This is a genomic window from Nocardia sp. NPDC003269 (genome assembly GCF_042888005.1).
Lineage (GTDB): Bacteria > Actinomycetota > Actinomycetes > Mycobacteriales > Mycobacteriaceae > Nocardia.
This window is the reverse complement of record NZ_JBIAPA010000001.1, coordinates 2,174,672-2,200,900: the sequence shown is the minus strand read 5'-3', so window position 1 is coordinate 2,200,900 and position 26,229 is coordinate 2,174,672. Positions and strand designations below refer to the sequence as shown.

The 26,229-nt window shown below is 69.9% G+C and carries 25 protein-coding genes and 1 tRNA gene; 14 read left to right on the top strand and 12 right to left on the bottom strand.

Annotation, left to right across the window (positions count from 1 at the left end):
- Window positions 1–48: 48 nt before the first annotated feature.
- A complete protein-coding gene (locus ACFYWJ_RS10090) occupies window positions 49–672 on the top strand; it encodes a TIGR03085 family metal-binding protein (protein WP_355273328.1) in 624 nt (207 codons plus the stop codon).
- On the opposite strand, the gene ACFYWJ_RS10085 is transcribed toward ACFYWJ_RS10090, so the two are convergent.
- Together ACFYWJ_RS10085 and ACFYWJ_RS10080 are read right to left on the bottom strand one after the other, a co-directional pair.
- Complete coding sequence (locus ACFYWJ_RS10085) at window positions 669–1,316, bottom strand: TetR/AcrR family transcriptional regulator (RefSeq protein ID WP_355273331.1); 648 nt, start codon at window positions 1,314–1,316, stop codon at window positions 669–671. The two genes, ACFYWJ_RS10090 and ACFYWJ_RS10085, sit on opposite strands and share 4 nt — an antisense overlap.
- 170 nt (window positions 1,317–1,486) lie before the next feature.
- Window positions 1,487–2,113, bottom strand: coding sequence for a TetR/AcrR family transcriptional regulator (locus tag ACFYWJ_RS10080; protein WP_218716036.1), 627 nt, complete (start codon window positions 2,111–2,113; stop codon window positions 1,487–1,489).
- A 223-nt stretch (window positions 2,114–2,336) separates the two neighbouring features.
- Here ACFYWJ_RS10080 and ACFYWJ_RS10075 point away from each other — a divergent pair.
- The 6 genes from ACFYWJ_RS10075 to ACFYWJ_RS10050 all read left to right on the top strand — a co-directional run bounded on the left by ACFYWJ_RS10075 (window position 2,337) and on the right by ACFYWJ_RS10050 (window position 6,913).
- Window positions 2,337–2,407: transfer RNA gene (locus ACFYWJ_RS10075), tRNA-Gln, on the top strand.
- Window positions 2,408–2,497: 90 nt separating this feature from the next.
- The gene (glmU, locus tag ACFYWJ_RS10070; protein WP_355273335.1) at window positions 2,498–3,988 is read left to right on the top strand and encodes a bifunctional UDP-N-acetylglucosamine diphosphorylase/glucosamine-1-phosphate N-acetyltransferase GlmU; all 1,491 of its coding nucleotides are present in this window, start codon (window positions 2,498–2,500) and stop codon (window positions 3,986–3,988) included.
- Window positions 3,985–4,965, top strand: coding sequence for a ribose-phosphate diphosphokinase (locus ACFYWJ_RS10065; RefSeq protein ID WP_110039788.1), 981 nt, complete (start codon window positions 3,985–3,987; stop codon window positions 4,963–4,965). The genes glmU and ACFYWJ_RS10065 overlap by 4 nt, the downstream gene beginning before the upstream one ends.
- A 207-nt stretch (window positions 4,966–5,172) precedes the next feature.
- Window positions 5,173–5,826, top strand: a complete 654-nt coding sequence (locus ACFYWJ_RS10060) for a hypothetical protein (RefSeq protein ID WP_355273338.1) — start codon at window positions 5,173–5,175, stop codon at window positions 5,824–5,826.
- Between the two features lie 25 nt (window positions 5,827–5,851).
- On the top strand, window positions 5,852–6,496 hold the full coding sequence (locus tag ACFYWJ_RS10055; RefSeq protein WP_355273341.1) for a DUF2461 domain-containing protein: 645 nt from the start codon (window positions 5,852–5,854) through the stop codon (window positions 6,494–6,496).
- Window positions 6,497–6,550: 54 nt separating this feature from the next.
- Window positions 6,551–6,913 (top strand): hypothetical protein, encoded by a 363-nt coding sequence (locus ACFYWJ_RS10050; RefSeq protein ID WP_355273343.1) that lies wholly within the window; start codon window positions 6,551–6,553, stop codon window positions 6,911–6,913.
- A gap of 4 nt (window positions 6,914–6,917) precedes the next feature.
- Here the strand turns inward: ACFYWJ_RS10050 and egtD are convergent, their stop codons facing one another.
- From egtD to egtA, 4 genes are all read right to left on the bottom strand, one after another.
- Complete coding sequence (gene egtD / locus ACFYWJ_RS10045) at window positions 6,918–7,889, bottom strand: L-histidine N(alpha)-methyltransferase (RefSeq protein WP_355273345.1); 972 nt, start codon at window positions 7,887–7,889, stop codon at window positions 6,918–6,920.
- Window positions 7,886–8,818: a class II glutamine amidotransferase gene (locus tag ACFYWJ_RS10040; RefSeq protein WP_355273348.1), complete on the bottom strand. Its 933-nt coding sequence runs from the start codon at window positions 8,816–8,818 to the stop codon at window positions 7,886–7,888. The genes egtD and ACFYWJ_RS10040 overlap by 4 nt, the downstream gene beginning before the upstream one ends.
- Window positions 8,819–8,957: 139 nt before the next feature.
- Entirely contained in the window at window positions 8,958–10,250 is a 1,293-nt protein-coding gene (egtB, locus tag ACFYWJ_RS10035; RefSeq protein ID WP_355274609.1) for an ergothioneine biosynthesis protein EgtB, read from the bottom strand.
- Window positions 10,251–10,352: 102 nt separating this feature from the next.
- Window positions 10,353–11,636: an ergothioneine biosynthesis glutamate--cysteine ligase EgtA gene (egtA, locus tag ACFYWJ_RS10030; RefSeq protein ID WP_355273350.1), complete on the bottom strand. Its 1,284-nt coding sequence runs from the start codon at window positions 11,634–11,636 to the stop codon at window positions 10,353–10,355.
- Between the two features lie 133 nt (window positions 11,637–11,769).
- Between egtA and ACFYWJ_RS10025 the strand changes: the two genes are divergently transcribed.
- The gene (locus ACFYWJ_RS10025) at window positions 11,770–12,948 is read left to right on the top strand and encodes an aminotransferase class V-fold PLP-dependent enzyme (RefSeq protein ID WP_355273352.1); all 1,179 of its coding nucleotides are present in this window, start codon (window positions 11,770–11,772) and stop codon (window positions 12,946–12,948) included.
- Here ACFYWJ_RS10025 and ACFYWJ_RS10020 read toward each other — a convergent pair.
- Window positions 12,945–13,499 (bottom strand): TetR/AcrR family transcriptional regulator, encoded by a 555-nt coding sequence (locus ACFYWJ_RS10020; protein ID WP_355273355.1) that lies wholly within the window; start codon window positions 13,497–13,499, stop codon window positions 12,945–12,947. The two genes, ACFYWJ_RS10025 and ACFYWJ_RS10020, sit on opposite strands and share 4 nt — an antisense overlap.
- Before the next feature lie 97 nt (window positions 13,500–13,596).
- Between ACFYWJ_RS10020 and ACFYWJ_RS10015 the strand changes: the two genes are divergently transcribed.
- Window positions 13,597–14,259 (top strand): lysophospholipid acyltransferase family protein, encoded by a 663-nt coding sequence (locus tag ACFYWJ_RS10015; RefSeq protein WP_355273358.1) that lies wholly within the window; start codon window positions 13,597–13,599, stop codon window positions 14,257–14,259.
- A gap of 111 nt (window positions 14,260–14,370) precedes the next feature.
- Entirely contained in the window at window positions 14,371–16,014 is a 1,644-nt protein-coding gene (locus ACFYWJ_RS10010) for a fatty acyl-AMP ligase (protein WP_355273360.1), read from the top strand.
- A 52-nt stretch (window positions 16,015–16,066) separates the two neighbouring features.
- Here the strand turns inward: ACFYWJ_RS10010 and pth are convergent, their stop codons facing one another.
- Both pth and ACFYWJ_RS10000 read right to left on the bottom strand, forming a co-directional pair.
- Entirely contained in the window at window positions 16,067–16,645 is a 579-nt protein-coding gene (gene pth / locus ACFYWJ_RS10005) for an aminoacyl-tRNA hydrolase (RefSeq protein ID WP_355273363.1), read from the bottom strand.
- Window positions 16,646–16,669: 24 nt separating this feature from the next.
- Entirely contained in the window at window positions 16,670–17,290 is a 621-nt protein-coding gene (locus ACFYWJ_RS10000; protein WP_355273366.1) for a 50S ribosomal protein L25/general stress protein Ctc, read from the bottom strand.
- Between the two features lie 296 nt (window positions 17,291–17,586).
- Here ACFYWJ_RS10000 and ACFYWJ_RS09995 point away from each other — a divergent pair, with 296 nt between their 5' ends.
- On the top strand, window positions 17,587–19,227 hold the full coding sequence (locus ACFYWJ_RS09995; protein ID WP_355273368.1) for a peptide chain release factor 3: 1,641 nt from the start codon (window positions 17,587–17,589) through the stop codon (window positions 19,225–19,227).
- 23 nt (window positions 19,228–19,250) lie between these two features.
- Here ACFYWJ_RS09995 and ACFYWJ_RS09990 read toward each other — a convergent pair whose 3' ends face one another.
- Both ACFYWJ_RS09990 and ACFYWJ_RS09985 read right to left on the bottom strand, forming a co-directional pair.
- Window positions 19,251–19,799, bottom strand: a complete 549-nt coding sequence (locus tag ACFYWJ_RS09990) for a nuclear transport factor 2 family protein (RefSeq protein WP_355274612.1) — start codon at window positions 19,797–19,799, stop codon at window positions 19,251–19,253.
- Between the two features lie 267 nt (window positions 19,800–20,066).
- Window positions 20,067–20,939, bottom strand: coding sequence for an Abi-alpha family protein (locus tag ACFYWJ_RS09985; RefSeq protein WP_355273370.1), 873 nt, complete (start codon window positions 20,937–20,939; stop codon window positions 20,067–20,069).
- A 434-nt stretch (window positions 20,940–21,373) separates the two neighbouring features.
- Between ACFYWJ_RS09985 and ACFYWJ_RS09980 the strand changes: the two genes are divergently transcribed.
- On the top strand, window positions 21,374–22,588 hold the full coding sequence (locus ACFYWJ_RS09980) for a hypothetical protein (protein WP_355273373.1): 1,215 nt from the start codon (window positions 21,374–21,376) through the stop codon (window positions 22,586–22,588).
- On the top strand, window positions 22,579–23,418 hold the full coding sequence (locus ACFYWJ_RS09975) for an Abi-alpha family protein (RefSeq protein WP_355273375.1): 840 nt from the start codon (window positions 22,579–22,581) through the stop codon (window positions 23,416–23,418). The genes ACFYWJ_RS09980 and ACFYWJ_RS09975 overlap by 10 nt, the downstream gene beginning before the upstream one ends.
- Window positions 23,419–23,422: 4 nt before the next feature.
- Here the strand turns inward: ACFYWJ_RS09975 and ACFYWJ_RS09970 are convergent, their stop codons facing one another.
- Entirely contained in the window at window positions 23,423–25,207 is a 1,785-nt protein-coding gene (locus ACFYWJ_RS09970) for an ABC-F family ATP-binding cassette domain-containing protein (RefSeq protein ID WP_355273377.1), read from the bottom strand.
- A 168-nt stretch (window positions 25,208–25,375) separates the two neighbouring features.
- On the opposite strand from ACFYWJ_RS09970, the gene ACFYWJ_RS09965 reads away from it, so the two are divergent.
- On the top strand, window positions 25,376–26,227 hold the full coding sequence (locus tag ACFYWJ_RS09965) for an LLM class flavin-dependent oxidoreductase (protein WP_355273380.1): 852 nt from the start codon (window positions 25,376–25,378) through the stop codon (window positions 26,225–26,227).
- Window positions 26,228–26,229: the final 2 nt, after the last annotated feature.

Below are 26,229 nucleotides of genomic sequence, written 5' to 3'. Positions count from 1 at the left end.
CCACCTCCGGCGCGGCGTCGTCGGCCGGGCGCGCGTACCGTCGAGACCGTGAGTCTGGCTCAACGCGAACGCCACGCCCTGGTGGCGACAATGATCGAAGCTGGGCCGTCGGCGCCCACCCTGTGCGGTACGTGGACGGTGCACGATCTCGCCGCCCACCTGGTGGTCCGCGAGCGCAGGCCCGACGCCTCCCTCGGCATCCTGGTCAAGCCGCTCGCCGGGTACCTGGACGCGGCCCAGGACAAGATCGCCCAGCGGCCGTTCGCCGAACTGGCCGAGCTGGTGCGCACCGGGCCGCCGTGGTGGTCGCCGCTCAAGCCGGTCGACGCCTACGCCAACCTGACCGAGATGTTCATCCACCACGAGGACGTCCGCCGGGCCGAACCTGGTTGGACGCCACGGGAATTGGCGACCGCCGACGAGAAGCGGCTGTGGTCGGCGCTGCGCATGGTGGCGCGCACGGCCTACCGCAAGTCGCCGGTCGCCGTGGTGCTCGCGACGCCGGACGGCGACCGGGTGACCGCGCACCGCGCCGCGGGCCCGGAGGTCGTGCTCACCGGCAAGCCGTCGGAGCTGCTGCTGCACGCGTTCGGGCGCAACGAGGTCAGGATCGAGACCACCGGCACCGAGGACGACGTGCGCGCGGTGCTCGCCACCGACCGCAGCGTCTAGAGCACGTAGCGACGCAGACGGCGGGCGGCGAACTCGCGGAAGTAGGACAGCTTCTCCGCGGGCACGATCGAGGGCAGCAGGAAGTACCAGGCGCGTTCCATCCTGGACGCCATCTGATCCATCGACTCGGTGCCGACCGCGACGATGTGCACGCCCGCCGTCAGCTCGTGCAGCAGCAGCCCGACCACCTCGGGATCGAGGTCGGCGTGCAGATCGCCCTGGGCGATCGCCCGCTCGGCCAGCACCCGGTACGTCTCACTCCACACCTTGGCGATGTTGTCGCCCTGGGCGCCGCGATAGTCACCGATCTGGTGGGTGAGCTTGAGCATCGCCCCGACCATCGGATCGTTCATCGACAGGTCGGCCACCACGTAGGTGATGCCGATGCACGCCTCCAGCGCCGGCACCCGGGAATCGAAGAATCCCTGGCACGAACCGACCAGGCGCTCGTTGCCCTGGTCGACCACTGCCCTGGCCAGCTCCTCCTTGGAGCCGAAGTGAAAGTACAAGGCGCCCTTGGTCACATTGGACTGCGCGATGATTTCGCTGAGGCTCGCGTTGGCGTAGCCCAAACGGAGAAAGACATCGGCAGCGCCAGCAAGGACGGAGTCGCGGGTGATCTCCGCGCGCGCTTGCCTAGCCATCAGATCCGCCTGTCATCCAATAATCCAGCCATCCTGAAGTAGACCGACATCCCGAAGTTTGATCGACTTACCGCCCGGCAGCACCCAAAAGGATGGGTGAACCGTACCACCAGGCGGCTACGCGGCAGCCGAATCCTGGATTCGCTGTAGCCGCGGGCGCTATCGTCCGGTTACCCCGCCGATCCGCCTGCCTGTCCCGTATTCCATTCGGAGCTGAGCCCCGGTTCGGCTTCCAAGTGGCTCAATCCGTTCCAGCACAGGTTGACCAGATGCGCCGCGACCACTTCTTTCGACGGCGTGCGCTCGTCGAGCCACCAGGTCGCCGCGGTGGAGACCATGCCGACGAGCGCCTGCGCGTAGAGCGGGGCCAGGCTCGGGTCCAGATCGCGGCGCGCGAAGTCACCGGCGAGCAGGTGCGCGACCTGGTTGACGGCCTCGTTGAGCAGGCTCGAGTAGCGGCCGTCGGCATTCACGGCGGGCTGGTCGCGCACCAGGATCCGGAAGCCGTCGGTGCGCTCCTCGATGTAGGCAAGCAGGGCCAGCGCCACCTGTTCGAGCCGGACCCGGGAGCGGTTCTGGGTGAGCGAGGAGGTGATCATGTCCAGCAGCATCGACATCTCGCGGTCGACCACGACCGCGTAGAGCCCCTCCTTGCCGCCGAAGTGCTCGTAGACGACCGGCTTGGACACCTGGGCGCGCTGCGCGATCTCCTCGATCGATGTCGCGTCATATCCCCGTTCGGCGAACAACGCGCGACCGATCTCGATCAGCTGCTGCCGCCGTTGCGTTCCGGTCATCCTCGGTCTGGTAGGACGCCCCGACTCCGTCGACGACATGCTCCCCCGCCTCTCCGTGATTTCGGCTCACGAGATCTGTACGTGCGTTCCAGAAGGCTAACAACGGGCCGGGCGGGTGCTCGCGACAGGCGTACACAAGATTCGCCGGGTGGCGGGATCATGTGCGAGGATCATGCCGTGCCGTAGCACAGTGGTGGGCTCTCACGGCCCACTGGTGTGGCGATCCGCCGTAGTGTAATGGCAGCACCTCTGATTTTGGTTCAGATAGTTCAGGTTCGAGTCCTGGCGGCGGAGCACACGGACACAGTGACGTATCGTCGGCCCGCACCATCACCGACCGAACCCGCCACAGCACACTCGCTGACAGGCAGCCGAGGGAGATCCATGCCACCGCAGACCGCCGTCGTCGTTCTCGCCGCTGGTGCCGGGACGCGAATGCGGTCGAAGACTCCGAAAGTGCTGCACCCATTGGCCGGTCGGTCGATGCTCTCGCACGCGCTGCACGCCGCCGCCGAGATCGACCCCACCCATCTGATCACCGTGGTCGGCCACGACCGCGACAAGGTCGGCGCCGCCGTCGCCGAGGTGGGCAAGGAACTCGGCCGCGAGATCGTCTGCGCGGTGCAGGAGGAGCAGCTCGGTACCGGCCACGCGGTGCAGTGCGCGCTGGACTCGGTGCCTGCGGACTTCGACGGCGACCTGCTCGTCACCTCGGCCGACGTCCCGCTGCTGGACGGGCACACCCTCGCCGCGCTGCTCGACGAGCACCGCAGCTACGCCGAGCGCCCCGCGGTCACCGTGCTGACCTTCGTCCCCGACGACGCCAACGGCTACGGCCGGATCGTGCGCGATGTCGACGGCCAGGTCGCCGAGATCGTCGAGCACGCCGACGCCACCCCGGCACAGGCCGCGATCAAAGAGGTCAACTCCGGCGTCTACGCCTTCGACGCCTCGGTGCTGCGCACCATGATCGGACGGCTGTCCACCGCCAACGCCCAGCACGAGCTGTACCTCACCGATGTGCTCCGGCTGGCCCGCGAGGCCGGGCATCCGGTGCACGGCGCGCGCCTGGTCGACTCCAACAAGGTGACCGGCGTCAACGACCGCGTGCAGCTCTCGCAGGCGGGCGCCACCCTCAACCGGTACATCCTCGAGCGGCACATGCGGGCCGGCGTGACGATCATCGATCCGGCCACGACCTGGGTCGACGCGAGCGTGCGGATCGGGCGCGACGCCGTGCTGCGGCCGGGCACCCAGCTCTTCGGCGAGACCCACATCGGTGAGGACGCCGAGATCGGACCGGACACCACGCTGACCGACGTCGTCGTCGGCGCGGGCGCGAGCGTCGTGCGCACGCACGGCGAGCGCGCCGAGATCGGCGACAGTGCGACTATCGGCCCGTACAGCTACCTGCGGCCGGGCACCTTCGTCGGCGAGCAGGGCAAGCTGGGCGCCTTCGTCGAAACCAAGAACGCCTCGATCGGAGCGCACTCGAAGGTGCCGCACCTGACCTACGTCGGTGACGCGACCATCGGTGAGTACAGCAACATCGGCGCTTCCAGCGTTTTCGTGAACTATGACGGCGTCAACAAGCACCACACCGTGGTCGGTTCCCATGTGCGGACCGGTAGCGACACGATGTTCATCGCCCCGGTCACCGTGGGTGACGGCGCCTATACGGGTGCGGGTACTGTGCTGCGTAGAAGCGTTCCACCGGGGGCACTGGCCGTGTCGGGTGGACCACAGCGCATCATTGAGAACTGGGTGCAGCGTTACCGTCCAGGAACCGCTGCGGCGCGCGCGGCGGCGGATGCCATCGCGGCAAACGAGACGTCTGATCAGACAATCGAGCAAAAGGATGGCAACCAGCAGTGACCGCGTTCTCGATCGACAACCAGAAGAACTTGATGCTCTTCGCCGGCCGGTCACATCCTGAGCTGGCCGAGCAGGTCGCCAAGGAGCTGGACGTCGACATCACGCCGCAGACCGCGCGCGACTTCGCCAACGGCGAGATCTTCGTTCGGTTCGAGGAGTCGGTGCGCGGTTCCGACGCCTTCGTGCTGCAGAGCTTCCCGGCCCCGCTGAACCAGTGGCTGATGGAACAGCTCATCATGATCGACGCGCTCAAGCGCGGCTCGGCCAAGCGGATCACCGCGGTGCTGCCGTTCTACCCGTACGCGCGCCAGGACAAGAAGCACCGCGGCCGCGAGCCGATCTCGGCCCGCCTCGTCGCCGACCTGCTCAAGACCGCGGGCGCCGACCGCATCATCACCGTCGACCTGCACACCGACCAGATCCAGGGCTTCTTCGACGGCCCCGTCGATCACATGCACGCGCTGGTGCAGCTCTCGGAGTACATCCGCACCAACTACCCGTCCGACAACCTGGCCGTGGTCTCGCCCGACGCGGGCCGCGTGAAGGTCGCCGAGAAGTGGGCCGACTCGCTCGGCGGCACCCCGCTGGCGTTCATCCACAAGACCCGCGACCCGCTGGTCCCCAACCAGGTGAAGTCCAACCGCGTCGTCGGTGACGTCGAGGGCCGCACCTGCGTGCTGATCGACGACATGATCGACACCGGTGGTACCATCGCCGGCGCCGTCAAGGTGCTCAAGGAAGCCGGTGCGGGCGATGTCATCATCGCCGCCACCCACGGCGTGCTGAGCGACCCGGCCGCCGAGCGCCTGGCCAACTGCGGTGCCAGGGAAGTGGTCATCACCAACACTCTGCCGATCAGCGAGGAGAAGAAGTTCCCCACGCTGACCGTGCTGTCGATCGCGCCGCTGCTGGCCCGCACCATCCGTGAGGTCTTCGAGAACGGCTCGGTCACCGGCCTCTTCAACGGCAACGCTTAGCCGCCTCTCCGCGATTCTTGGCCAGACCTAGGTGCGGGGTGAGGTGGGGACGCGGCAAGCCTTCGTGCGTGGAGGGTTCGCTCGTGCCCGGTGAGTTACCCATGTTCTGACGTGATCGGTCAGCGCGCTTCGTCTTCGGACGTGGCGCGCTGACTGGTTTCGGGGCATGGTGGTGCTGTCGTAGTTCGGGACGTGGCAGGGGGTTGCATGAGTAGCGAGCCGGAGCGGCGGGTCGAGCTGGGCAAGGATCGGGTGGTGCCGCGGGTGCAGGATGCGCCTGCGCCTACCGAGCGGATGTGGACCGACGGCTTGCCGCCCGCCGAGTTGCCGCCGCCACCGCCCGCGCCCGCCGTGCCGCAGGCCGAGGCGCCGTGGGCCGGGGTCGCGCGGGCCGCGCCGCCGGTTGAACCGCTGCCGCCCGCCGTGCCGCAGGCCCAGGAGCCCTGGGCCGGGGTGGAGCGGGCCGCGCCGCCGGTCGAGTTGCCGCCGTATCCGGCGCCGCCACCGGTTGTCGGGCCGATGTTCCCGCGTCCGGCGTATCCGCCCGCCGTGGGGTATCCGGGGTATGCCCCGCCTGCCTACGGGCCGCCGCAGCCGCTGGCGCCGCGCTACGGCTATGTCGACAGCACGCCCATCTGGTCGATCATCAGCTTCTGCTGTGTGGCCGCCTCGGTGCTGGGCGGGCTGATGCTGTGTGGGCTGCCGGTGCTGGTCACCGCGCCGACCGGGATCGTGCTCGGGGTCGTCGGCCACGCCAAGGGCGAGCAGATGGGCAAGTGGGCGGCGATCGCCAACGGCGCGGTCGCCGCGCTCGCGGTGCTGCTGTTCGTGCTGTTCGTCGCGGCGATCGGCGGCGCCTGACCGGCGCGGACGATACTGGTACACCATGGACGCTTTCACTGGTTTTCCGCTGGCGGCCCTCGACTTCTACGAGGACCTGGAAGCCGACAACTCCAAGGCCTTCTGGACCGCGCACAAGCGCACCTACGACGAGGCGGTGCGCGCCCCGATGACGGCGCTGACCGCCGAACTCGAGGCCGAGTTCGGACCGGCCAAGATCTTCCGGCCCTATCGCGACGTCCGGTTCTCCGCCGACAAGGTGCCCTACAAGAACCATCAGGGCGCGGTCGCGGCCACCGCGCCCGGCGTGGGCTGGTACGTCCAGATCGGCGCGGCGGGGCTGTTCGTTGCGGGCGGCTGCTACATGATGTCGCCCGCGGCCCTGGCCACCCTGCGGGCCACCATCGACGACGACGTGCGCGGCGCCGAACTCGAGGCGATCCTGGCCACGGCCACCGCGGCGGGCTTCACCATCGACGGCGACCGCCTCAAGACCAAGCCGAAGGGCTACTCCGCCGACCATCCCCGGATCGAGCTGTTGCGGCACAAGTCGCTCACCGCGCACCGCGAGTTCGGCGCGCCCGACTGGCTGAGCACCCCGGCGGCGGCCACCGAGATCCGGCGCGCGTGGACCGAGCTGCGGCCACTGGTCGAGTGGTTCACCGGCGTCTTCGAGGGCGTCGCCCACTGACCCGGCGGGCGTGGCAGCGGTGACGGACGCCGACCGGAGGCCGATACTGGACTCATGAGCCGTGAACCACTGGACATGGACATGGGCGACGACGATCAGGCCGACGACATCGTCGAATACGAGCGGTACGTCGAGGACCCGCCGCAGGACTACGTCATCCGCAACCACGAGGCCGACGCCGACGGCTTCCTCGGCATCAACGAGGAGGTCGACGAGGAGTGGTCGGAGGCGGGCGCCGCCCGCGAGGCCATCGCGGAGGACGAACGCCCCGCCGAGGTGTCGGCGGTCCGGGTCGTCGGTGACGACGCCGTCGACGGCGACCTCTACGACGACGCGATCGACGGCGCCGAACGCGACCTCGAGGGCGACGAGAACCTGACCGACGGCGAGTACCTCGCCGACGAGCTCGACCTGTAGCCGCTCAGCGGCGCTCGGCCAGCACCAGGGCGAAGCGGTTGTCCGGGTCGGTCCAGGTGCGCGCGGTACTGAACCCGGCGGCGTCGAGTTCGGCGCGCAGGCCCTCGGGCCGGAACTTGGCGGAGATCTCGGTCCGCATCTGCTCGCCCGCCGCGAAGTCGACGGTCAGGTCCAGATCGGCGACGGTGGCCGTCATCGCCTCGGTCGCGCGCAGGCGCATCTCGATCCACTCGTGCTCGGCGTCCCACAGCGCCACGTGCTCGAACTTCTCCGGGACGAAATCGGCGCCGAGACGGTGGTTGAGCACGTGCAGCACATTGCGGTTGAACTCGGCGGTGACACCGGCCGCGTCGTCGTAGGCCGGGACCAGGACGGCCGGGTCGATCACCAGACCGGCGCCGAGCAGCAGCAGCTCACCGGGTTCGAGCACCTCGGTGATGCCGGCCAGGAACTCGGCCCGCTCGGCGGGCACCAGGTTGCCGATGGTGCCGCCGAGGAAGGCGATCATCCGGCGGCCGCCACGCGGCAGATTGTGCAGGGTGTCGGTGAAGTCGCTGACCACACCGTGCACGCCGAGCTGCGGATACTCGGCCGCGATCTCGGCGGCGGCGCCCCGCAGTGCGGAGGCCGAGACATCCTGCGGAACATAGGTTTTCAGCGACCCTTCGGCGGTGAGCGCGTTCAGCAGCAGCCGGGTCTTGGCGGCCGAGCCGGACCCGAGCTCCACCAGGACCTCGGGCCGGGCCGCCGCGGCGATCTCGCCGACGACGCGGGCCAGCAGGGCGCGCTCGGTGCGGGTGGGGTAGTACTCGGGCAGTTCGGTGATCCGCTCGAACAGCTCGCTGCCGCGCGCGTCGTAGAACCACTTGGGCGGCAGCGATTTCGGGGTGGCGGTGAGGCCGGTTCGGGCGTCGGCGCGCAAGGCCGCGGTGAGATCGTCGTCGGTGAGATGGATGTCCAGCAGCGGCGCGGTCATGAACGGACCCTTTCGGTGACGGGAAGCTCGAGAGCGGTGACGGTGCAGTGGCCGGGGGTGGCGATCACCAGCTGGTGATCGGCGATCGGCTGCCACCGCGGATCGGCGTCGTACGGTTCGGAGGAGAGCACGGTGTAGTCGTCGGCCACCAGGACCGACAGGGCATGCCAGCAGGTGGTCGCCCAGAGCTCGGTCCCGTTGCCGAGCAACAGGTTCAGCCGGGCGGTGGGCTGGTGGCGCAGGACGGCGGCGACCAGCAGGCGCAGCGCGTCGGCGGGCGAGGTGACGGGGCCGTCGGGGGTGATGGCGCCGAGCAGTCCGCGCAGCAGCACCCACAGGGCGGCGGAGTCGGTGAGCGCCTCGGCCCGCAACAGCACCTCGGCCGAACCGAACAGCGGACCCGCGGCCACCGGCACCGAACCGGCCCGCGACTCGGCGGCGGCCTGCGGCTGTGCGGCCGACGCCGGTGGCCACGACGCCCCCGTTCGATCGAATGTTGTTGGGGTGGCGAATATTTCGTCCAGATCCGCACGGACCCGCGCCAATGTCGTCCGCCAGTCGGGCACGACACCGTTGTGGCTGAAGGCCCAGTGCTCGTCGACGAACGGCGCGCACGCGGCCCGCTCCACCGGCATGCCGACCGTGGCGGAGCGCACCGCCGCGAGCACGGCGCGCGACTCCAGCTGCCCGAGTACCTCGGCCACGGCCGGGTCGGTCCAGATCGGCGCCGCGTTGCGATAGCGGGTGACCGTGTCGCGCGCGCCATCGGCCCCGCGCCACCAGGCGACGCCGAAGCCGTCGGCGTTGATCGTGCCGCCGGCCCGCATATCGGTGGGCGCCCAGGACTGCTGGTACAGCGAATGGGGGCCGCGCACGACCAGCTCGCCGACCGCCACCGGCGGGCCGACATACCCCAGGTGACGGCACATCAGCGGACCGCCGACCGGGTGTGCTCGGCATCGCCGGACTCCGACGAACCCCGCTGCCACGCGGACCGCGTCGGGCACGCGGCCGTTCCCGATCGGCGGGCCGAGCTCGGCCGCCGGTCGCCGGTGTCACCACCGCGCATCAGAGCTCGTCCTCGCGCAGGTCGCGGGCCAGCCGGAAGCCGGCGAAGATCTGCCTGCGGATCGGGTGGTCCCAGTTGCGGAAGGTGCCGCGGCACGCCACCTCGTCGGTGCCGAACGAGCCGCCGCGCAGGATCCGGTAGTCGCCGCCGAAGAAGACCTCGGAGTACTCCCGGTACGGGAACGCGCGGAAGCCCGGGTAGGCCTCGAAGCCCGAGGAGCACCACTCCCAGACGTCGCCGATCAGCTGGTGCACGCCGGTCGCCGAGACGCCGGCCGGGTAGGCGCCGACCTCGGCGGGTTCCAGGTGCCGCTGCCCGAGATTGGCCAGGTGTTCGTCGGGGGTGTCCTCGCCCCACGGGTAGCGGCGGGAGTCGCCGGTGGCCGGGTCGAACCGGGCCGCCTTCTCCCATTCGGCCTCGGTCGGCAGGCGCTTGCCCGCCCAGCGCGCGTACGCCTCGGCCTCGAACCAGCACACGTGCACGACGGGCTGACGTGGCCGCAGCGGGGTGCGCGCGCCGAACGCGACACGGGTCCACTGCCCACCGTCGCGCTCCCAGAACTGCGGCGCGACGAGCCCGGCTTCCCGCCGGTGCGCCCAGCCCCGCTCCGACCACAGCTCGGGGCGGTCGTAGCCGCCGTCGTCGAGGAAGGCCAGGTACTGCTCGTTGGTCACCGGCGCGACGTCGATGGCGAAGCCGGGCACGTGCACCGGATGGGCCGGGCGTTCGTTGTCCAGTGCCCAGGGGTCGGCGGAGGTGCCCATCAGGAATTCGCCTGCGGGAACGCGTACTTCGCCGGTAGCGGGGATCGACGCGGTGGGCGCGGGCGGCGCCGAGAGCACCGGTCCGCCGCGCCGCAGCTGATGGGTGGCGAGCATGGTCTCGTCGTGCTGCTGTTCGTGCTGGGCGATCATGCCGAAAGCGAAACCGTTGTCCACCAGTGGATCACCGGACAGATCACTGGAACCCAGCACGTCCCAGACCTTCTCGCGCACCGTGCCGACGTAACCGCGTGCCTGATCGGGATTCAGCAGGGGCAGCGCGGGCCGGTTCACGCGGGCGTGTTTGAAGGCGTCGTAGAGCTCGTCGATATCGGCCCGGACCGCCTCGCGGCCGCCGACATCGCGCACCAGCCACAGTTCTTCCTGATTGCCGATATGGGCGAGGTCCCAGACCAGCGGGCTCATCAGCGGCGAATGCTGGGCGACGAGATCGGCCTCGTCGACGCTGTCGGTGAGGACGGCGGTGCGGCGGCGGGCCCGCTGCAGGACCTCGGCGATGCGGTCGCGCATGCGGTCGCGGTCGCTGTGATCGGCGGGGGCGGAAAGGGTCACGGGATCAACTCCGAAAGGATGTGGGCGACAACGTCATCGGGCCTGCGGGCGCGGAACCTGTCACGAACCGCCCGACCCGTTGCGCGCACGCGCCACGGCGAGGGGACTGCCGCCGGTGCGACATCGGCGGGCGGCGAGCGCCAATTCCTGTGCGGCGGGCGCGGATCGGGCGTGCTGCGCGGCCAGCTCGAGCAGGTCGACCGCGACCCGGCGCACCTGCGGGTCGAGCAGGCCGGTGCGGGACGCGCCCAGCCACTCCCCCGCGGTCGGCGCGGCCAGGGCGGTCGCCTCGGCCACCACGGCGGGCGTGGACAGCAGCGCGTCGAACAGGTGGATCGGGGTGGTCCAGGTGTCGCCGGGCTGGGTGTCGAGGTAGCGCACCTCGAGGTGGCCGGCGGCCCGGACCGGCGGGAACAGGGTGGTCAGGTGGTAGTCCAGGTCGGCGGTGCCGGGGCGGCGGCCGACCTCGTCGTCGAGCGCGCCCGCCAGCCAGTCGGCGAAGGTGGCGCCGGGCGGCGGTGACCAGTCGGCGTCGCGCTCGGTGCAGCGCACGCATAGCAGCGGCACGTCCAGCGCCCAGTGCGCGTAGGCGGCGATCGGATCGGACCAGTCGGCGACCGGCGGGCGGGTGCGGGACGGGTCGAGCCGCAGCCAGGTGCGCATCCGCTGCGAGGCCCACTCCCCCGGTGGGGCGCCGTAGAGCCGGGGCGAGCAGGCGAAGGCGGCGATCAGCGCCGGCCCGAGGACGTAGAGCGCCGTCCAGCGGGCCCTGACCTCGGCGGGATCGGCACCCGCGTCGACGCTGACCTGGGTGGCCGCGGTATTGCACATCATGAGGGTGCCGAACGGTCCGACCCCGGCGAACCGGCGTTCCATGGCCGCGTAGCGGGGCAGCCGGAGCAGGCGTTCGGCCGGACGACGAGCGTCGGAGGCGAGGGATTCGATGCCGATGCCGTGGGCGGCGAGCAGGTCCCGCAAACGGGCCGCATCAGCCGCCAGCTGCTGCGTCAGCACCGCCGGATCGGCGAACGGGGCGCTGGAGAGTTCTATCTGACCACCGGGTTCGATGGTCACCCTGCTGCCGCCGGGCAGGGGTGCCGCGGCCGAGGCCGGGGCGATCGAGGTGGGTGCGTGGGGCCCGAGGGCCGCCGCCATGAGCTCGAGCGAGGGACGCGCACCGGTGGGCCCGGCGGTGAGCCACTCCAGTTCCGCGCCGATCAGCGCCGGTGGTCCCAGCTTGAAACAGACCCCGCCGACATAGGCCTCCGCCGCCGCCCTGGACGACAGTTCGCCCTGGTCGGTGGCGGAATCGGGCCACGAAGAACGTTCCAGAGTGACCGCCATGCCAACCTCCGCGTACTGGGTACCGCCGTGGAAACCGCGTGCTCGTGCAACCGACTCATTCCAGAGTAGCGATGGGCACCGACAGGAAAAGTGACGAAATGGGGAACAGCTCGGCGGCGGTAGGGTCGTCGCCATGATGGACCTCGCCGCGATCAGAGCCGACACTCCCGGACTCGCGTCCGGGCAGGTATTCCTCGACAGCGCCGGATCGTCGCTGTCACCGCGGGTGGTCACCGACACCGTGATTGCCCATCTGCGCCGGGAGGCGGAGATCGGCGGCTACCGTGCGGCAAACGAGCGCCTCGACGACCTGGCCGCGGTGAAGACCTCGATCGCGACTCTGATCGGCGCCACCGCCGACACCATCGCGCTCAGCGACAGTGCGAGCCGGTCATGGGCCGATTTCGCCTATTCGGTCGCGCTGCGTCCTGGCGACCGCATCCTGATCTCCGGTGCCGATTACGCCAGCAACGCCATCGCCGCGCTCCAGCGCGCCCGGCAGACCGGCGCGGTGGTCGAGCACATTCCCAGCGACGATACCGGCCGACTCGATACCGACGCCCTCGCGGCCATGCTGGACGAGCGCGTGAAGCTGGTCTCGCTCCAGCACGCGCCGACCAACGGCGGCCTGGTGAACCCGGTCGGCGAGGCCACCCGGATCGCCCACGAGGCGGGCGCGCTGGTGCTGCTGGACGCCTGCCAGTCGATCGGGCAGCTGCCCATCGATGTCGGCGCGCTCGGCGTCGACGCGCTCTCGGCCACCGGCCGCAAGTGGCTGCGCGGGCCGCGCGGCACCGGATTCCTTTATGTCCGTAACGAACTGGTGCGCACGATGGAACCGGGCCGCCTCGACCTGCACAGCGCGCAGTGGGTGAGCCCGACCGAGTACCGGCTGGCCCCGGACGCGTCCCGCTTCGAGTTCTGGGAGTGCGACGTGGCCGCCCGGCTCGGGCTCGGCGCCGCCGTGGACTACCTGCTCGACCTCGGCCCCGACGAGGTCTACGCCGCCGTCGCGGACCGGGCGGGCTACCTGCGCAAGGCCCTGCCCGGCGTCCCCGGGGTGACCGTGCGCGATCTGGGTACCGAGCACAGCGGGATCGTCTCGTTCACCGTCGACGGGCACGAGCCGGTCGCGCTGCGCGACCGGCTCGCCGAGCACGCCGTCACCGTGACCGTCAGCCACGCGGGCTCCACCCTGCTGGACATGACCGCGCGCGAGCTGCCCGCGATCGTGCGGGCCTCCCCGCACTATTTCGTCGACACCGACGACCTCGACCGCTTCGTCGCCGCGCTGGCCGAGATCACCCGCTAGCGCCCGAGATGCTCGCCGACGATCCGGTCGGCGAGCGCGCGCGGGTCCGCGCCGGGGGCGACGACCTCGAGGGTCCGGTTGGCGGCGACGGTGGCCATGCCGTGCACATTGGTCCACAGCAGCAGGGCCGTGCCCGCGGCATCCACGCCCGGCCGGGCCGCGGCGACCAGCGCGACGACCTGACCGTAGAGCGGCTCGGTCGTCGCACGCAGGTTCTCGCCGGCGCCCGCCAGCAGGTCGTGGCGGAACATCAGGGTGAACATCTCGGGCCGGGTGAGCGCGAAGTCGACGTAGTCGATCGCCATCCGGCGCAGCCGTTCGCGCGGGTCGTCGATGGTGGCGAGCGCGGCGAAGCGGTCGATCAGGTCGGCGAAGCCGCGCGCGGCGATGGCGGCCAGCAGCGCGCCGTGGGTGGGGAACCAGCGCCGCGGGGCGCCGTGCGAGACACCGGCGGCCCTGGCGATGGCCCGGAGCCCGAGTTCACCGAGGCCGTCGCGTTCGAGCAGGTCGACGCCGGTGTCGATCAGGCGCACACGCAACGATTCGGACATACCGGCAATTCTCACATCCGGCGGGCGACGCGCGTCCACACCTTCCGTAGACAGTGTCTACTATGGTCGAGTAGACACTGTCTACGTCGGAGGTCCTATGTGGTACCAGCTGTGCAAACACGTCCTGATCGGCCCGCTGCTGCGGCTGCTCGGCCGGCCGCGCGTCGAGGGGCTAGAGCACGTGCCGCGCACCGGACCGGTGATCATCGCGGCCAATCACCTGGCTTTCATCGACTCGCTCTACCTGGCGCTGGTGATCCCGCGCCCGCTCACCTTCCTCGCCAAACAGGAGTACTTCGCCGGCACCGGTCTGCGCGGGCGCGCCACGCGCTGGTTCTTCACCGCCGCCGGGCAGGTGCCGGTGGACCGGACCGGGGGCGACGCGGCCGCCGACGCCCTCGCGGCGGCCACCAGGATCCTCGACGCGGGCGGCGCCTGGGCAATTCACCCGGAGGGCACGCGATCGGTGGACGGCAGGGTCTATCGTGGTCGCACCGGGGCGCTGCGCGTTGCCATGGCTACAGGGGCGCCGGTGGTGCCCGTGGTGCTGGAGGGAACCGACCGCATGAACCCCCGCGGTCGGAAACTGTTGCGTTTCACCAAGGTGCGCATCAGCATCCAGCCGGCGCGGCGGTATCCGGCAGCGGTGCACCGCGCCCAGGTCAGAGTGGCAACTGACCAGCTGATGCGGGAAATTGCGCTGCAATCAGGTAGACCATATGTGGACCGCTACGCTGCCTCCTTTGCCGCCGAACGCTGATCGGCGAGGACGCTCGGTTGTCAGTCGGGGTTAACACCGGGTGGGCGGGGCGGGATTTTCTGTTGGGAGAGCACGGCCGTAACCGATCGTTGGCGTAAAGGGAGTCCGACGTTGAGCAGGTTCACCGACGAAATGTTTGCCACAGCGTTGACCAGCCACAGGGGGCTGGTCACCGGGGAGCCCGAGGCGCCGTTGCGGCAGACCTGGGGGGAAATCCACCGCGCCGCGCGGCGGATGGCGGGTGGCCTGGCGGCCGCCGGGATCGAGCACGGCGACGCGGTGGGCGTCCTGGCCGGTCTGCCCGTCGACATCGCCCCTGTCTGCCAGGGCATCTGGATGCGCGGCGCGTCGATCACCATGCTGCACCAGCCGACACCGCGCACCGACCTCGCGGTCTGGGTGCGCGACACCGAGACGGTGCTCGACATGATCGAGGCCAAGGCCGTCGTCCTCGGCGCGCCGTTCGCGGCCGCCGAGCCCGTGCTGCTGGAGCGCGGGATCACCGTGGTCAAGATCGAGGACCTGCACGACGGCCCCGACACCGACCCGGTACCGACCGGCGAGTCCGATATCGCGCTGCAGCAGTTGACCTCTGGATCGACCGGCTCGCCCAAGGCCGTCCGGATCACCCACGGCAACTTCAACGTCAACGCGCGCGCGATGTTCAATCGGGTGAAGTTCCAGCTCGACGACGACGTCATGATCAGCTGGCTGCCGCTGTTCCACGACATGGGCATGGTCGGCTTCCTCAGCGTACCCATGCAATTCGGCGCCGAGGTGGTCTGCGTGACCCCGCTGGATTTCCTGGCCAGGCCGCTGCTGTGGGCCGAACTGATCGACAAGTACCGCGGAACCGTCACCGCGGCACCGAACTTCGCCTACTCGCTGCTGGCCCGGCGGCTGCGCCAGGCCGAGCCGGGTTCGATGGACCTGTCCAGCGTGCGCTACATGTGGAACGGCGCCGAACCGGTCGACCCGGACACGATGATCGCGCTCGCGGAGGCGGGCAAGCACTTCGGGCTCAACCCGATGGCGCTGACCCCGGTCTACGGCATGGCCGAGACCACCCTGGCCGTCTCGATCCCCGACCCCGGCCACGGCATGGTGCTCGACGTCATCGACGCCGACCTGCTCGAAGCCGTCGGCAAGGCCGTGCCGGTCGCCGAGGACGGGCACCACGGCACGCCGCGCAGGCTGCCGACGCTGGGTCACCTCGTCGACGACCTGGAGGGCCGGGTCGTCGACGCCGAACGGCAGCCGCTGCCGGTGCGCACGGTCGGCGTCATCGAATTGCGCGGGCCCGCGGTGACTTCGGGCTACGTGACCGTCGACGGGTTCCGGCCCGCGCAGGACGCGGAGGGCTGGCTCGACACCGGCGACATCGGCTACCTCACCGAGGCGGGCATGGTCGTGGTGTGCGGGCGGATGAAGGACGTCATCATCATGGGCGGCCGCAACATCTACCCGACCGATATCGAGCGGGCCGCAATGCGGGTGCCCGGAGTCCGTCCCGGCAATGCCGTTGCGGTGCGCCTGGACGCGGGCGAGAAGCGCGAAAGCTTCGCCGTGGTGGTGGAATCCAACGACTACCAGGACCCCGACGAGGTGAAGCGGATGGAGCGCGAGATCGTGCACGAGGTGTTCGCCGAGGTCGGCGCCCGCCCGCGCACGGTCGCGGTACTCGGCCCCGGCGCGCTGCCCAAGACGTCGTCGGGCAAGCTGCGGCGCGCGGCCACCGCGGTCCACCTGCGCTGAACGCACTCGGCGCGCCCTGGCGAATTCGCCTGGGCGCGCCGGGAAGCCGGGGTCAGTGCAGCGAGTTCTGGGCGGTTTCCAGCCCGACCTTCAGCAGCAGTTCGACCGCGTCCGCGGCCTGCTCGACGATCACCGGGACCTCTTTGCGCTCCGGGGCCGCGAACGGCTTGAGCACGTAGTCGGCCGGATCCTGGCGACCGGGCGGGCGGCCGATGCCGATCCTGGTGCGCAGGTAGTCCTTGGTGGTCAGGGCCTGCGAGATCGAGCGCAGGCCGTTGTGGCCGCCCTCGCCGCCGCCCTGCTTGAGCCGGATCGTGCCGAACGGCAGGTCGAGCTCGTCGTGGACGACGATCACCTGATCGACGGGCACCGAGAAGAACTTGGCCAGCGCGGCCACCGGCCTGCCGGACAGGTTCATGTAGGCGCGCGGCTTGGCGATCAGGATCTGGCGTCCGTCCAGGCGGGCCTGCAGCAGGTCGGCGCCGGACTTCTTGTGCACGGCAAAACGGCCGCCGACGCGCTCGGCGAGCACGTCGGCGACCAGGAAGCCCACATTGTGGCGGGTGCGCTCGTATTCGGGGCCGGGGTTACCCAACCCGACTACGAGCGCGGGCCCGGAGGATTCGGTCATGCGCCGAACCGTAGTGCAGGAGTCTTACTCGGACTCGGGAGCCGACTCGGCGGTCTCCTCGGCGCCGGCGCCTTCGCCCTCTTCGTCGAGCTGCGCGGCCGACGGCGCGGCGATCACGTTGACGATCAGCGCCTCCGGGTCACCGGCCAGGGTGACGCCCGCGGGCAGCGCAATGGCGCCGGCCAGGATCTGGGTGCCCGCCTCGACGCCCTCGACCGAGACCTCGATGGCCTCGGGCAGCTTCAGCGCGTCGGCCTCGATGGACAGGGTGGTGGCTTCCTGGGTGACCAGGGTGCCGGAGGCGGCATCGCCGGTGACGGTGACGTTGACGTCGGTGGTGACGCGCTCGCCACGCTTGACGATCAGCAGGTCGGCGTGCTCGATGTAGCGGCGGATCGGGTGGACGACGACCGACTTGGTCATGGCGAGCTGCTGCTTGCCGTCGACGACCAGGTTCAGGATGGCGTTGGTGCCGTGCTCACGCAGGATGGCGGCGAAGGCCTTGGCGTTCAGGCTCAGGTGCTGCGGCTCGGCCTGGTGGCCGTACAGCACGGCGGGCACATTGCCGTCGCGACGGGTACGGCGAGCGGCGCCCTTACCGAATTCGGTGCGGACGGCGGCTTCGATCTGGTTCACGTCGGACATGACTGAATGCGCTCCTACGGCTCTTCCGGGCTGGTCATTGTGGCGACCCATCTGCGGGGTCAACGTCTACTCGTCGGACGAAGAACGAACGAGGACGACCGGGAAGGCCGAGCCGCGTCGATCACGGTGAGCACAACCACTGGGGGCAACTCACCCTCGCCGAGACAACCCGACAACCATACCGCATCCACATCGCCCGGAAAAACCGGGTCGGTTCGGCAGAACACCCCGTCGACCTCGCCGAACCGGCGACCTTTAGGCTCTATAAGTTGCCGACCACTGCGAAAGGTTCCGCGTTGACCGAGTCCGGAGAGAGCGCCGCCCCCACCCCGCGCGGACTACCCGCCGAGGTCGCGCGCCGCCGCACCTTCGCCGTGATCTCGCACCCCGACGCGGGTAAGTCGACGCTGACCGAGGCGCTGGCGCTGCACGCCAAGATGATCTCGGAAGCGGGCGCGATCCACGGTAAGGCCGGTCGCAAGTCGACCGTGTCGGACTGGATGGAGATGGAGAAGGCCCGCGGCATCTCGGTGAGCTCCACCGCGCTGCAGTTCAACTACCGCGCCGCCGGGTCCGACATCGACAATGTCATCAACCTGGTCGACACCCCCGGTCACTCCGACTTCTCCGAGGACACCTACCGCGTGCTCACCGCGGTCGACGCCGCGGTCATGCTCATCGACGCCGCCAAGGGCCTCGAGCCGCAGACGCTGAAGCTGTTCCAGGTCTGCCGTCACCGTGGCATCCCGGTCATCACCGTCATCAACAAGTGGGACCGCCCCGGCCAGGCGCCGCTGGAACTGCTCGACGAGATCAGCGAGCGGATCGGCCTCACCCCCACCCCGCTGTTCCTGCCGGTCGGCATCGCGGGCGATTTCCGCGGCCTGCTGCGCCGCGGCCCCGAGGGCGCGGCCGACGAGTACATCCACTTCACCCGCACCGCCGGTGGCGCGACCATCGCGCCGGAGGAGTCGCTGACCCCGGCCGAGGCCGAGGCGCGCGAGGGCGAGGCGTGGACGACCGCCGCCGAGGAGAGCGAGCTGCTCTCGGCCACCGGGCAGGACCACGACCAGGAGCTGTTCCTGGCCGGGCAGACCTCGCCGGTCATCTACGCCTCGGCGATGCTGAACTTCGGTGTGCGCCAGCTGCTGGAGACCCTGGTCGCCTTGGCGCCCGCGCCGGGCGCGCGCGCCGATGTGGCGGGCAAGGACCGCGCGACCGGCGATCCGTTCAGCGCGGTGGTCTTCAAGGTGCAGGCGGGCATGGACACCGCGCACCGCGACCGGCTGGCGTTCATGCGGATCGTCTCCGGTGAGTTCGAGCGCGGCATGGTCGTCACGCACGCGCAGACCGGCCGCCCGTTCGCCACCAAGTACGCGCTGACCGTATTCGGCCGCGAGCGCACCACCGTCGACACCGCCTACCCGGGCGATGTGGTCGGCCTGGTGAACGCGACCGCGCTCGCCCCCGGCCACACCCTGTTCGTGGACAAGAAGGTGGAGTTCCCGCCGATCCCGAGCTTCGCCCCCGAGCATTTCGCGACGCTGCGCGCGCAGAGCGCGGGCAAGTACAAGCAGTTCCGCAAGGCCATCGACCAGCTCGACTCCGAGGGCGTGGTGCAGGTGCTGCGCAACGACGCCCGCGGCGACCAGTCACCGGTGCTTGCCGCGGTCGGCCCGATGCAGTTCGAGGTCGTCACCGCGCGCATGCAGGCGGAGTTCAATGTGGAAACCCAACTGGATTTCCTGCCGTTCACGCTGGCCCGCCGGACCGACGCCGAATCGGCGCCGGAATTGGATCGCCAGCGCGGCGTCGAGGTGTTCACCCGCACCGACGGCGCGATCCTGGCCCTGTTCAGCGACAAATGGCGGCTGCAGTACATCGAGAAAGAGCACCCGAAGCTCACGCTGGAGCCCCTGGTGGCGACCGCCGACTAACTGGTCGACTGTCTGAGTCGGCCTCAGGCGGCCGGTCCGGGATTGCGCTCCACCGAGGAGATGTGGTTCTCCTGCGCGATCATGCCCCAGCGGCTCGCGGTCAGCCGCAGGCTGGGCAGGTCGCTGAGCGAGAGGACCACCTCGTAGGTGCGCTCGTACCCGGTGTGCGCGATGCGCCAGTGCCCGTCCTCGCAGCGGACGTAGCGATCGGTGTAGAAGGCCGCGCCGCGCAGGCACATGTTGTGCTCGGGGATGATCACCGTGTCGGCCAGATACCAGGTGCCGGTCGCGGTGTCGCCGTCGACATCGATCTCCGGATGGTCGCAGCGGTGCTCGGTGATGACGTGCGGTCCGAGGGTGTTGCGCAGGAAGGCCAGGAAGGCCTCACGCGACTCGAACTGCAGGTATTCGCTGTAGGTGGCGGTCGCCTCGGGGATCAGGGTGTCGGCGAACTCGTCCCAGGACTTGGTGTCGAGTGCCCGCAGATAGCGGAACTTGAGCCGGCTGAGCGCGATGAGGTCGTCGGGATGATCGGGCGGGCGCTGGACCGGCTCGGGCTGCTCGTCGTCCATCGCGTCCGCGTGCGGCACGTCGGCCATCCGGACCTCCCCCGTCTCCATCCCGGCGACCAGCGGTTCGTCGTCACCGGGCAGCAGCGGACCAGGCCGCGCCGAGGTGGGCGCGACAGGATCGTCGACGCGCACGTTCGGAGATCCGGACCCCTGCTCCATCCCTCCACGATCCCACTGAAACGAGCGCAGTGCCGGATCTGTATCTGATCGCTATCACTGCCGACACCGGAGCGTGACCTCCGGCGCCGACAGCCCGCGCTGTCTCAGCTACCCGATGGTGAAGCAGGTGCGGCAGAAGTCCTCGCCGAATTCCGACAGCCGCAGGCTCTTGCGGACGATCTTCGGCGCGCGGCCCGCCTTCTTGAGCGCGTCCTCGACCACGGGCTGCACTTCCAGCACCATGTAGCGGCTCAGCACCACCGGATCCTCGGAGGTGAAGGTCAGGCCGAGGCGATTGAGGTTGATCAGGTACGACCGCGCCCGGTCCGGGTAGCGCACGCCCGCCTGCTCGGGCACCGAGGTCAGATCGCCCTGCACCAGCTCCGAGCCGATGCCGAGCGGCCGGTTGGTGCGCACGTCGACCGAGGGCTGCGGACCGTTGAGGGCCATGAAGCGCAGGATGCGGGCCTCGTCGGGCGCGATCTCGTCGAGGATGCGGTCGTAGGCCGGGTGCACGTCCTCGGTGAAGTAGACGTCGGCCGAGCGGGCCAGCAGCGCGTCGCCGCGGCGGCGCAGGTCCTCGGTGCTGGCCGAGCGCAGGTAGGGGCCGACGGTGATGGCCTGCTGGGAGGACCCGTTGGGCGTCGGCACATAGCTGACGATCTCGCGCACCGACCCCTCGGTGACGCCGAGCGCGCTACGCGCGATCGAGCGCAGGGCATTGCCGGTGCGCTCGGCGATATCGGCCGAGGACTCGCCGTCCAGGGCCGCCTGGGCCAGCTCCTTGGTCACCTCGTAGGTGGTGCCGACCGCCCACTGACTGCCGCGCACCGCGGTGCCCGCCGCCAGTCCGGCGGCGCGGAACACCCCGCGGATCAACCGGGCTTCGTTACTGATCTGTCGCTGCTCGACGTCCGAGCTGCGCTCGACGGCGCGGGTACCGGCACGGGCCAGGTCCTGTCCGGTCCTGTCGTCTGTCACGTCCTACTCCGAAGTCTCGCATGGGAACGATCGCCCACAGATTATTGCCCGACCACGCTCCGAACACAGTGCGTACGCAGCGCGCCCCCTGAACGCGCTGGTTGTGGCCTGTCACCAAATGTGGTGGTGCTCATTGTTCCGACTCGCCAGGACGAATACGGCATTCGGGACAGGTTCTGTGACTGATGTCTCAGACACTACCCTGTGTCCTGGCACACGACGAATGGACCCAGTTCCGCAACTCACAGTAGGGTCACCGCGGCGCGGGGGTGCTAATTTTGGGTGCCGGTGAGGCGGTGATCACCGGATAACGGCAGGAGGGTGTCGTGTTGGAGAGTGCGTTCGGGTTGCATCCGACACTCCTGCTAGAAATTCTGACTATTCCTCTTTTCACAGGAATAATCGGCTACATCACGAACTGGACCGGCATTCTGATGCTGTTCCAGCCGATCAAGTTCCACGGCGTGAAGCTGCCCGGCTTGCGCGCGATCTTCCCGTACCTGCCCAAGCGGATCCAGGTGTTGCCGCTGCTCAGCTATGACGGGCGGATCGGCTGGCAGGGCATCGTGCCCTCGCGCGCGGACAAGATGGCCAGCATCGCCGTCGACAAGGGGTTGTCCAAGCTCGGCAGCGTGTCCGACTTCTACCGTGAGCTCGATCCGGAGAAGCTGGCCGAACATCTGGCCGAGGTCGCCGACGCCCAGATCAGCGACATCGTCGAGGTGATCCTGCGCCGCGAGCATCCGCAGCTCTGGTACAACCTGCCCACCCAGGTGCGCGAGATGGTGCATCAGCGGGTGCGCTCGCAGCTGCCGGAGATCCTGCGCGAACTCACCACCGAACTCGGCACCAATATCGATCAGCTGCTCGATGTGAAGCAGATGGTCATCCGCTATTTCCAGGCGCGGCCACAATTGCTCAACCAGTTGTTCCAGGTGCTCGGCGCCAAGGAACTGCGGTTCATGCAGAACTTCGGCTTCTATTTCGGCGCGCCCTGCGGTCTGCTGCTGGTGCTCGCGCTGCACACCACCGGCCTGTCGCCGCTGATCGTGCTGCCCATCGGCGGCATCATCATCGGCTGGGTGGTCAACTGGGTCGGCATCAACATGATCTTCGCGCCCGCCACGCCCAAGTGGTGGTGCCCGTGGCGGCAGGGTCTGCTGATCAAGCGGCAGCCCGAGATCACCGCCGGCTACGCCGAACTCGTCTCCACCGAGGTCGTCACCGTCGCCAACATCGGCGACGAACTGCTCAACGGCCCGCGCTCGGACCGCACCCTGCAGATGCTCGAGGACACCCTGCGCCCGGCCGCCGATCGCGCGCTCGGCCCGGCCCGGCCCGCGGTGAAGTTCATGCTGGGCAGCCGCGAGTACGACTCGCTGCAATCCACGCTCACCGCCGAGGCGATGACGATCGCGCCGATGGCCTTCGCCGACCCCGCGTTCAACGTTCAGCAGGGCAGGCAGGTCAACGAATACATCGCCCGGCAAATGTCCGCACTTTCCCCACACGACTTCGTGGACATGCTGCGGTCGGCCATCAAACAGGACGAATGGTTGCTTTTCGTCCATGGCGGCGCGCTGGGGCTCCTCGCCGGATACGCTCACATCCTGGTCTTCGGAACAGGAGTAGCGACGACATGGATATAGACGACGGGACCCCGTCCACCGAACTGGTGCGACGGACGGTACCGCCGATCGAAGCCACCGGTGACCGGCGTGGCGTGCTGCCGGTCTCGCCGGTGCGCACGGTGCGGGCGGCGACCGGTGTCGCGCGGGTCGCGCTCACCGCGGCCTCGGGGGTGACCCTGTGGACGCTCGACACCGCCCTCGGCGTGACGGTCACCGTGCTGCGCGGCAGCATCGCGGGCACCCCGCCCAAGGAAGTCCTCGCCGAAGCCGAAGGCGAAGTGCGCGACCGGCTCCGGCACGCGCTCGGCCTGCCCGTCGGCACCGAACACCCCGGCGACGGCGGCATGCCGACGCTGCGCGAACAGGGCGCCGAACTGCTGCGACTATCGGCCAGCACGCACGCCGCCCAGCCCGACGCGCACCCCGCCTACCCCGGCATCCTGGCCGAGATCACCCCCGACGAAGCGCGGATCCTGCGGTTCATGCACGTCGACGGACCGCAGCCCGCGCTCGACGTCCGCACCGGCCGCCAGCGGGCCTTCGGCGGGGAACGCCTGATCAGCGGGCTGACCCTGATCGGCGAGCACGCCGGCCTGCGCTTCCCGAACCGGGTGCCGCAGTACCTGCCCAACCTGCGCAGGCTCGGGCTCATCGAGTCCACCAGGGAGCCGGTCGGCAACCCGAGCCGCTACCAGCTCATCGAGGCGCAGGAGCAGGTGCGCGACGCGCTCAAGCGCGGTTTCGGCACCAAGGTGAGCTACCGCAGCATCATCCTCACCGAATTCGGCGCCGACTTCGTGCAGACCTGTCTGCCCGTCGTCATCACCGACGGGCAGACCGCCACCTAGGACATCAGTGGTCTTCGGCTAGTTCCAGCCAGCGTTCTTCGGCGGCTTCCTTCTCCGCCACCACCTCTTTGAGTTCGGCGCCGAGCTTCACCAGTTTGTCCGGGTCGGTGGCGGCGTCGGCCAGGGCGACGTGCAGTTTCTGTTCGCGCTCGTCGAGTTTGGCGATGCTGCGCTCGAGCCGCGACAGTTCCTTGCGGGCCGCGCGGCGGTCGGCCGAATCCGTGGTCGCCGCTGCCGGTTTCGCGGCGGCGGGCTTGGCGGCGGTGGCCAGGGTGGCGCGCTTGGTGAGGTACTGGTCGATGCCGCCGGGCAGGTTGGTGAGCTTGCCGTCACCGAAGAGTGCCCAGGTGGTGTCGCAGATGCGCTCGACCAGGTAGCGGTCGTGGCTGATGACGACCAGCGTGCCAGCCCAGTTGTCGAGCAGGTCCTCGAGCTGCTGCAGGGTGTCGATGTCGAGGTCGTTGGTCGGCTCGTCGAGCAGCAGGACGTTCGGCTCCGCCATCAGGATGCGGGTCAGCTGGAGCCGGCGGCGCTCGCCACCGGAGAGGTCGCCGACCGGGGTGCGCTGCCGGGCGGGCGTGAAGCCGAGCCGTTCGGCCAGCTGACCGGCCGAGATCTCCTTGTCGCCGAGCATGATTCGCTGCGCGACCTGCTGCACTGCCTCGAGCACCCGCATATCGGTGGGCAGGTCGTCGAGTTCCTGCCGCAGCCAGCCGATCTGGACGGTCTGGCCCTGGATGCGCTTGCCCGTGGCCGGTTCGGCGTCACCGGCCAGCGCGCGCAGCAGCGTGGTCTTGCCCGAGCCGTTGACGCCGACCAGACCGACCCGCTCGCCCGGCGCGAGCCGCCAGGTCAGTTCGTCGACCAGCACGCGGCCGTCGGGCGTGGTGAGGGTGGCGTCCTCGAGTTCGATCACCACGCGGCCGAGGCGCTTGCGCGCGAACGCGGCCAGCGAGACCGAGTCGCGCGGCGGCGGCACGTCGGCGATCAGCGCCTCGGCGGCCTCCACCCGGTAGCGCGGCTTGGAGGTGCGAGCCTTGGCGCCGCGCCGCAGCCAGGCCAGTTCCTTGCGGGCCAGATTCTGGCGGCGGGCCTCGGTGGCGTCGGCCTGCCTGGCGCGTTCGGCGCGGGCGAAGATCCAGTCGCCGTAGCCGCCCTCGTAGGTCTCCACCTTGCCGCCGACGACCTCCCAGGTCCGGGTGGCGACGGTGTCGAGGAACCAGCGATCGTGGGTGACGACGACGAGCGCGGTGCGCCGGGCGACCAGGTGCTCGGCCAGCCACTGCACGCCCTCGATGTCGAGGTGGTTGGTCGGCTCGTCGAGGACGAGCAGGTCCAGGTCGCGCACCAGCGCGGCGGCCAGCGCGACGCGGCGGCGCTCGCCACCGGAGAGGTTGGTGACCGGGGTGTCCAGGCCGAGGTCGGCGATGCCGATGCCGTCGAGCACCGAGCGCACGCGCGCGTCGGCGGCCCATTCGTGTTCGGCGATATCGGCGGTCGACAGGTCGTCGGACAGGCCGGCGAGCACGATGGAACCGATGGTGGCGCCCTCGGGCAGCACGCCGCGCTGGGTGACCACCGCCATCCGCAGGCCACCGACCCGGCTCACCCGGCCGCTGTCGGGCTGCTCCAGGCCGGTCAGCACCTCGAGCAGCGTCGTCTTGCCGCCACCGTTGAGACCGACCACCCCGATCCGCTCTCCCGCGTGCACTCCGAGCGAGACGTCGTCGAGCAGCGGCTTGATGCCGAAGCTCTTGGCGACCTGTTCGAGGTTGATCAGGTTGGACATAGGTGTTGCTCGCCCGCCTTCCGCGCGACTGTGGGGCCGTGACGAGCCTACTTGCCCGGTCGGCGGCGGTCCGATCCGCTCCGCCTTGTGCGACGAACGCCGTTCGTTTAACGTTGTTCGTAGCGAACAACGTTCGACACGAACAATGTTCTTGACCCGGAGGATTCCATGCACATCGGCCTCGGCCTCCCCATTTCCGATCCGATCACCCTGTTCGACTGGGCCCGTCGCGCCGACGACGGCCCGTTCTCCACCCTCGGCCTGCTCGACCGGCTGGTCTACGACAACCCCGAACCGCTGACCACCCTCGCCGCGCTGGCCGGCGCGACCCGCCGCATCCGGTTGCAGACCGAGGTCCTCCTGGCCCCGCTACGCGAGACCGCGCTGCTGGCCAAGCAGGCCGCCACCCTCGACGTGCTGTCGGGCGGCCGGTTCGTCCTCGGCGTCGGCGTCGGCGGGCGCGCCGACGACCACGTCGCCGCGGGCACCGAGCTTCGCACCCGCGGTCGCCGCCTCGACGCGCAGATCGGCCTGCTCCACCGCCTCTGGGCCGGTGAACCGTTCGGCCCCGACTGCGGCCCGATCGGTCCGGCCCCGCTCTCCCCCGCCGGACCCGAGCTGCTATTCGGCGGTTTCCAGCCCGCCGCGCTCGACCGGGTCGGCCGCTGGGGCGGCGGATTCCTCGCCGCCGCGCCGCCGTCCTGGGCGGGCACCCTGTTCGACACGGTGCGCCGGTCCTGGCAGGACCACGGCCGCGCGGGCGCGCCGCGGATCGTCGCCCAGGTGAATGTGGCCGTCGGCGACGACGACTTGATCGCCGACGCCCGCGCGTCCATGAGCGCCTACTACGCCTTCGCCGGCGACCGCTCGAAGTTCATGCTCGACGGGCTGCTCACCACGCCCGAGGCCATTCGCGCCACCATCGCGCGATTCGACGAGCTCGGCGCCGACGAGGTGATGCTCTACTGCTACGGCCGCGACGCCGACCAGGTCGACCGGCTGGCCGACGTCATCGGCTGACG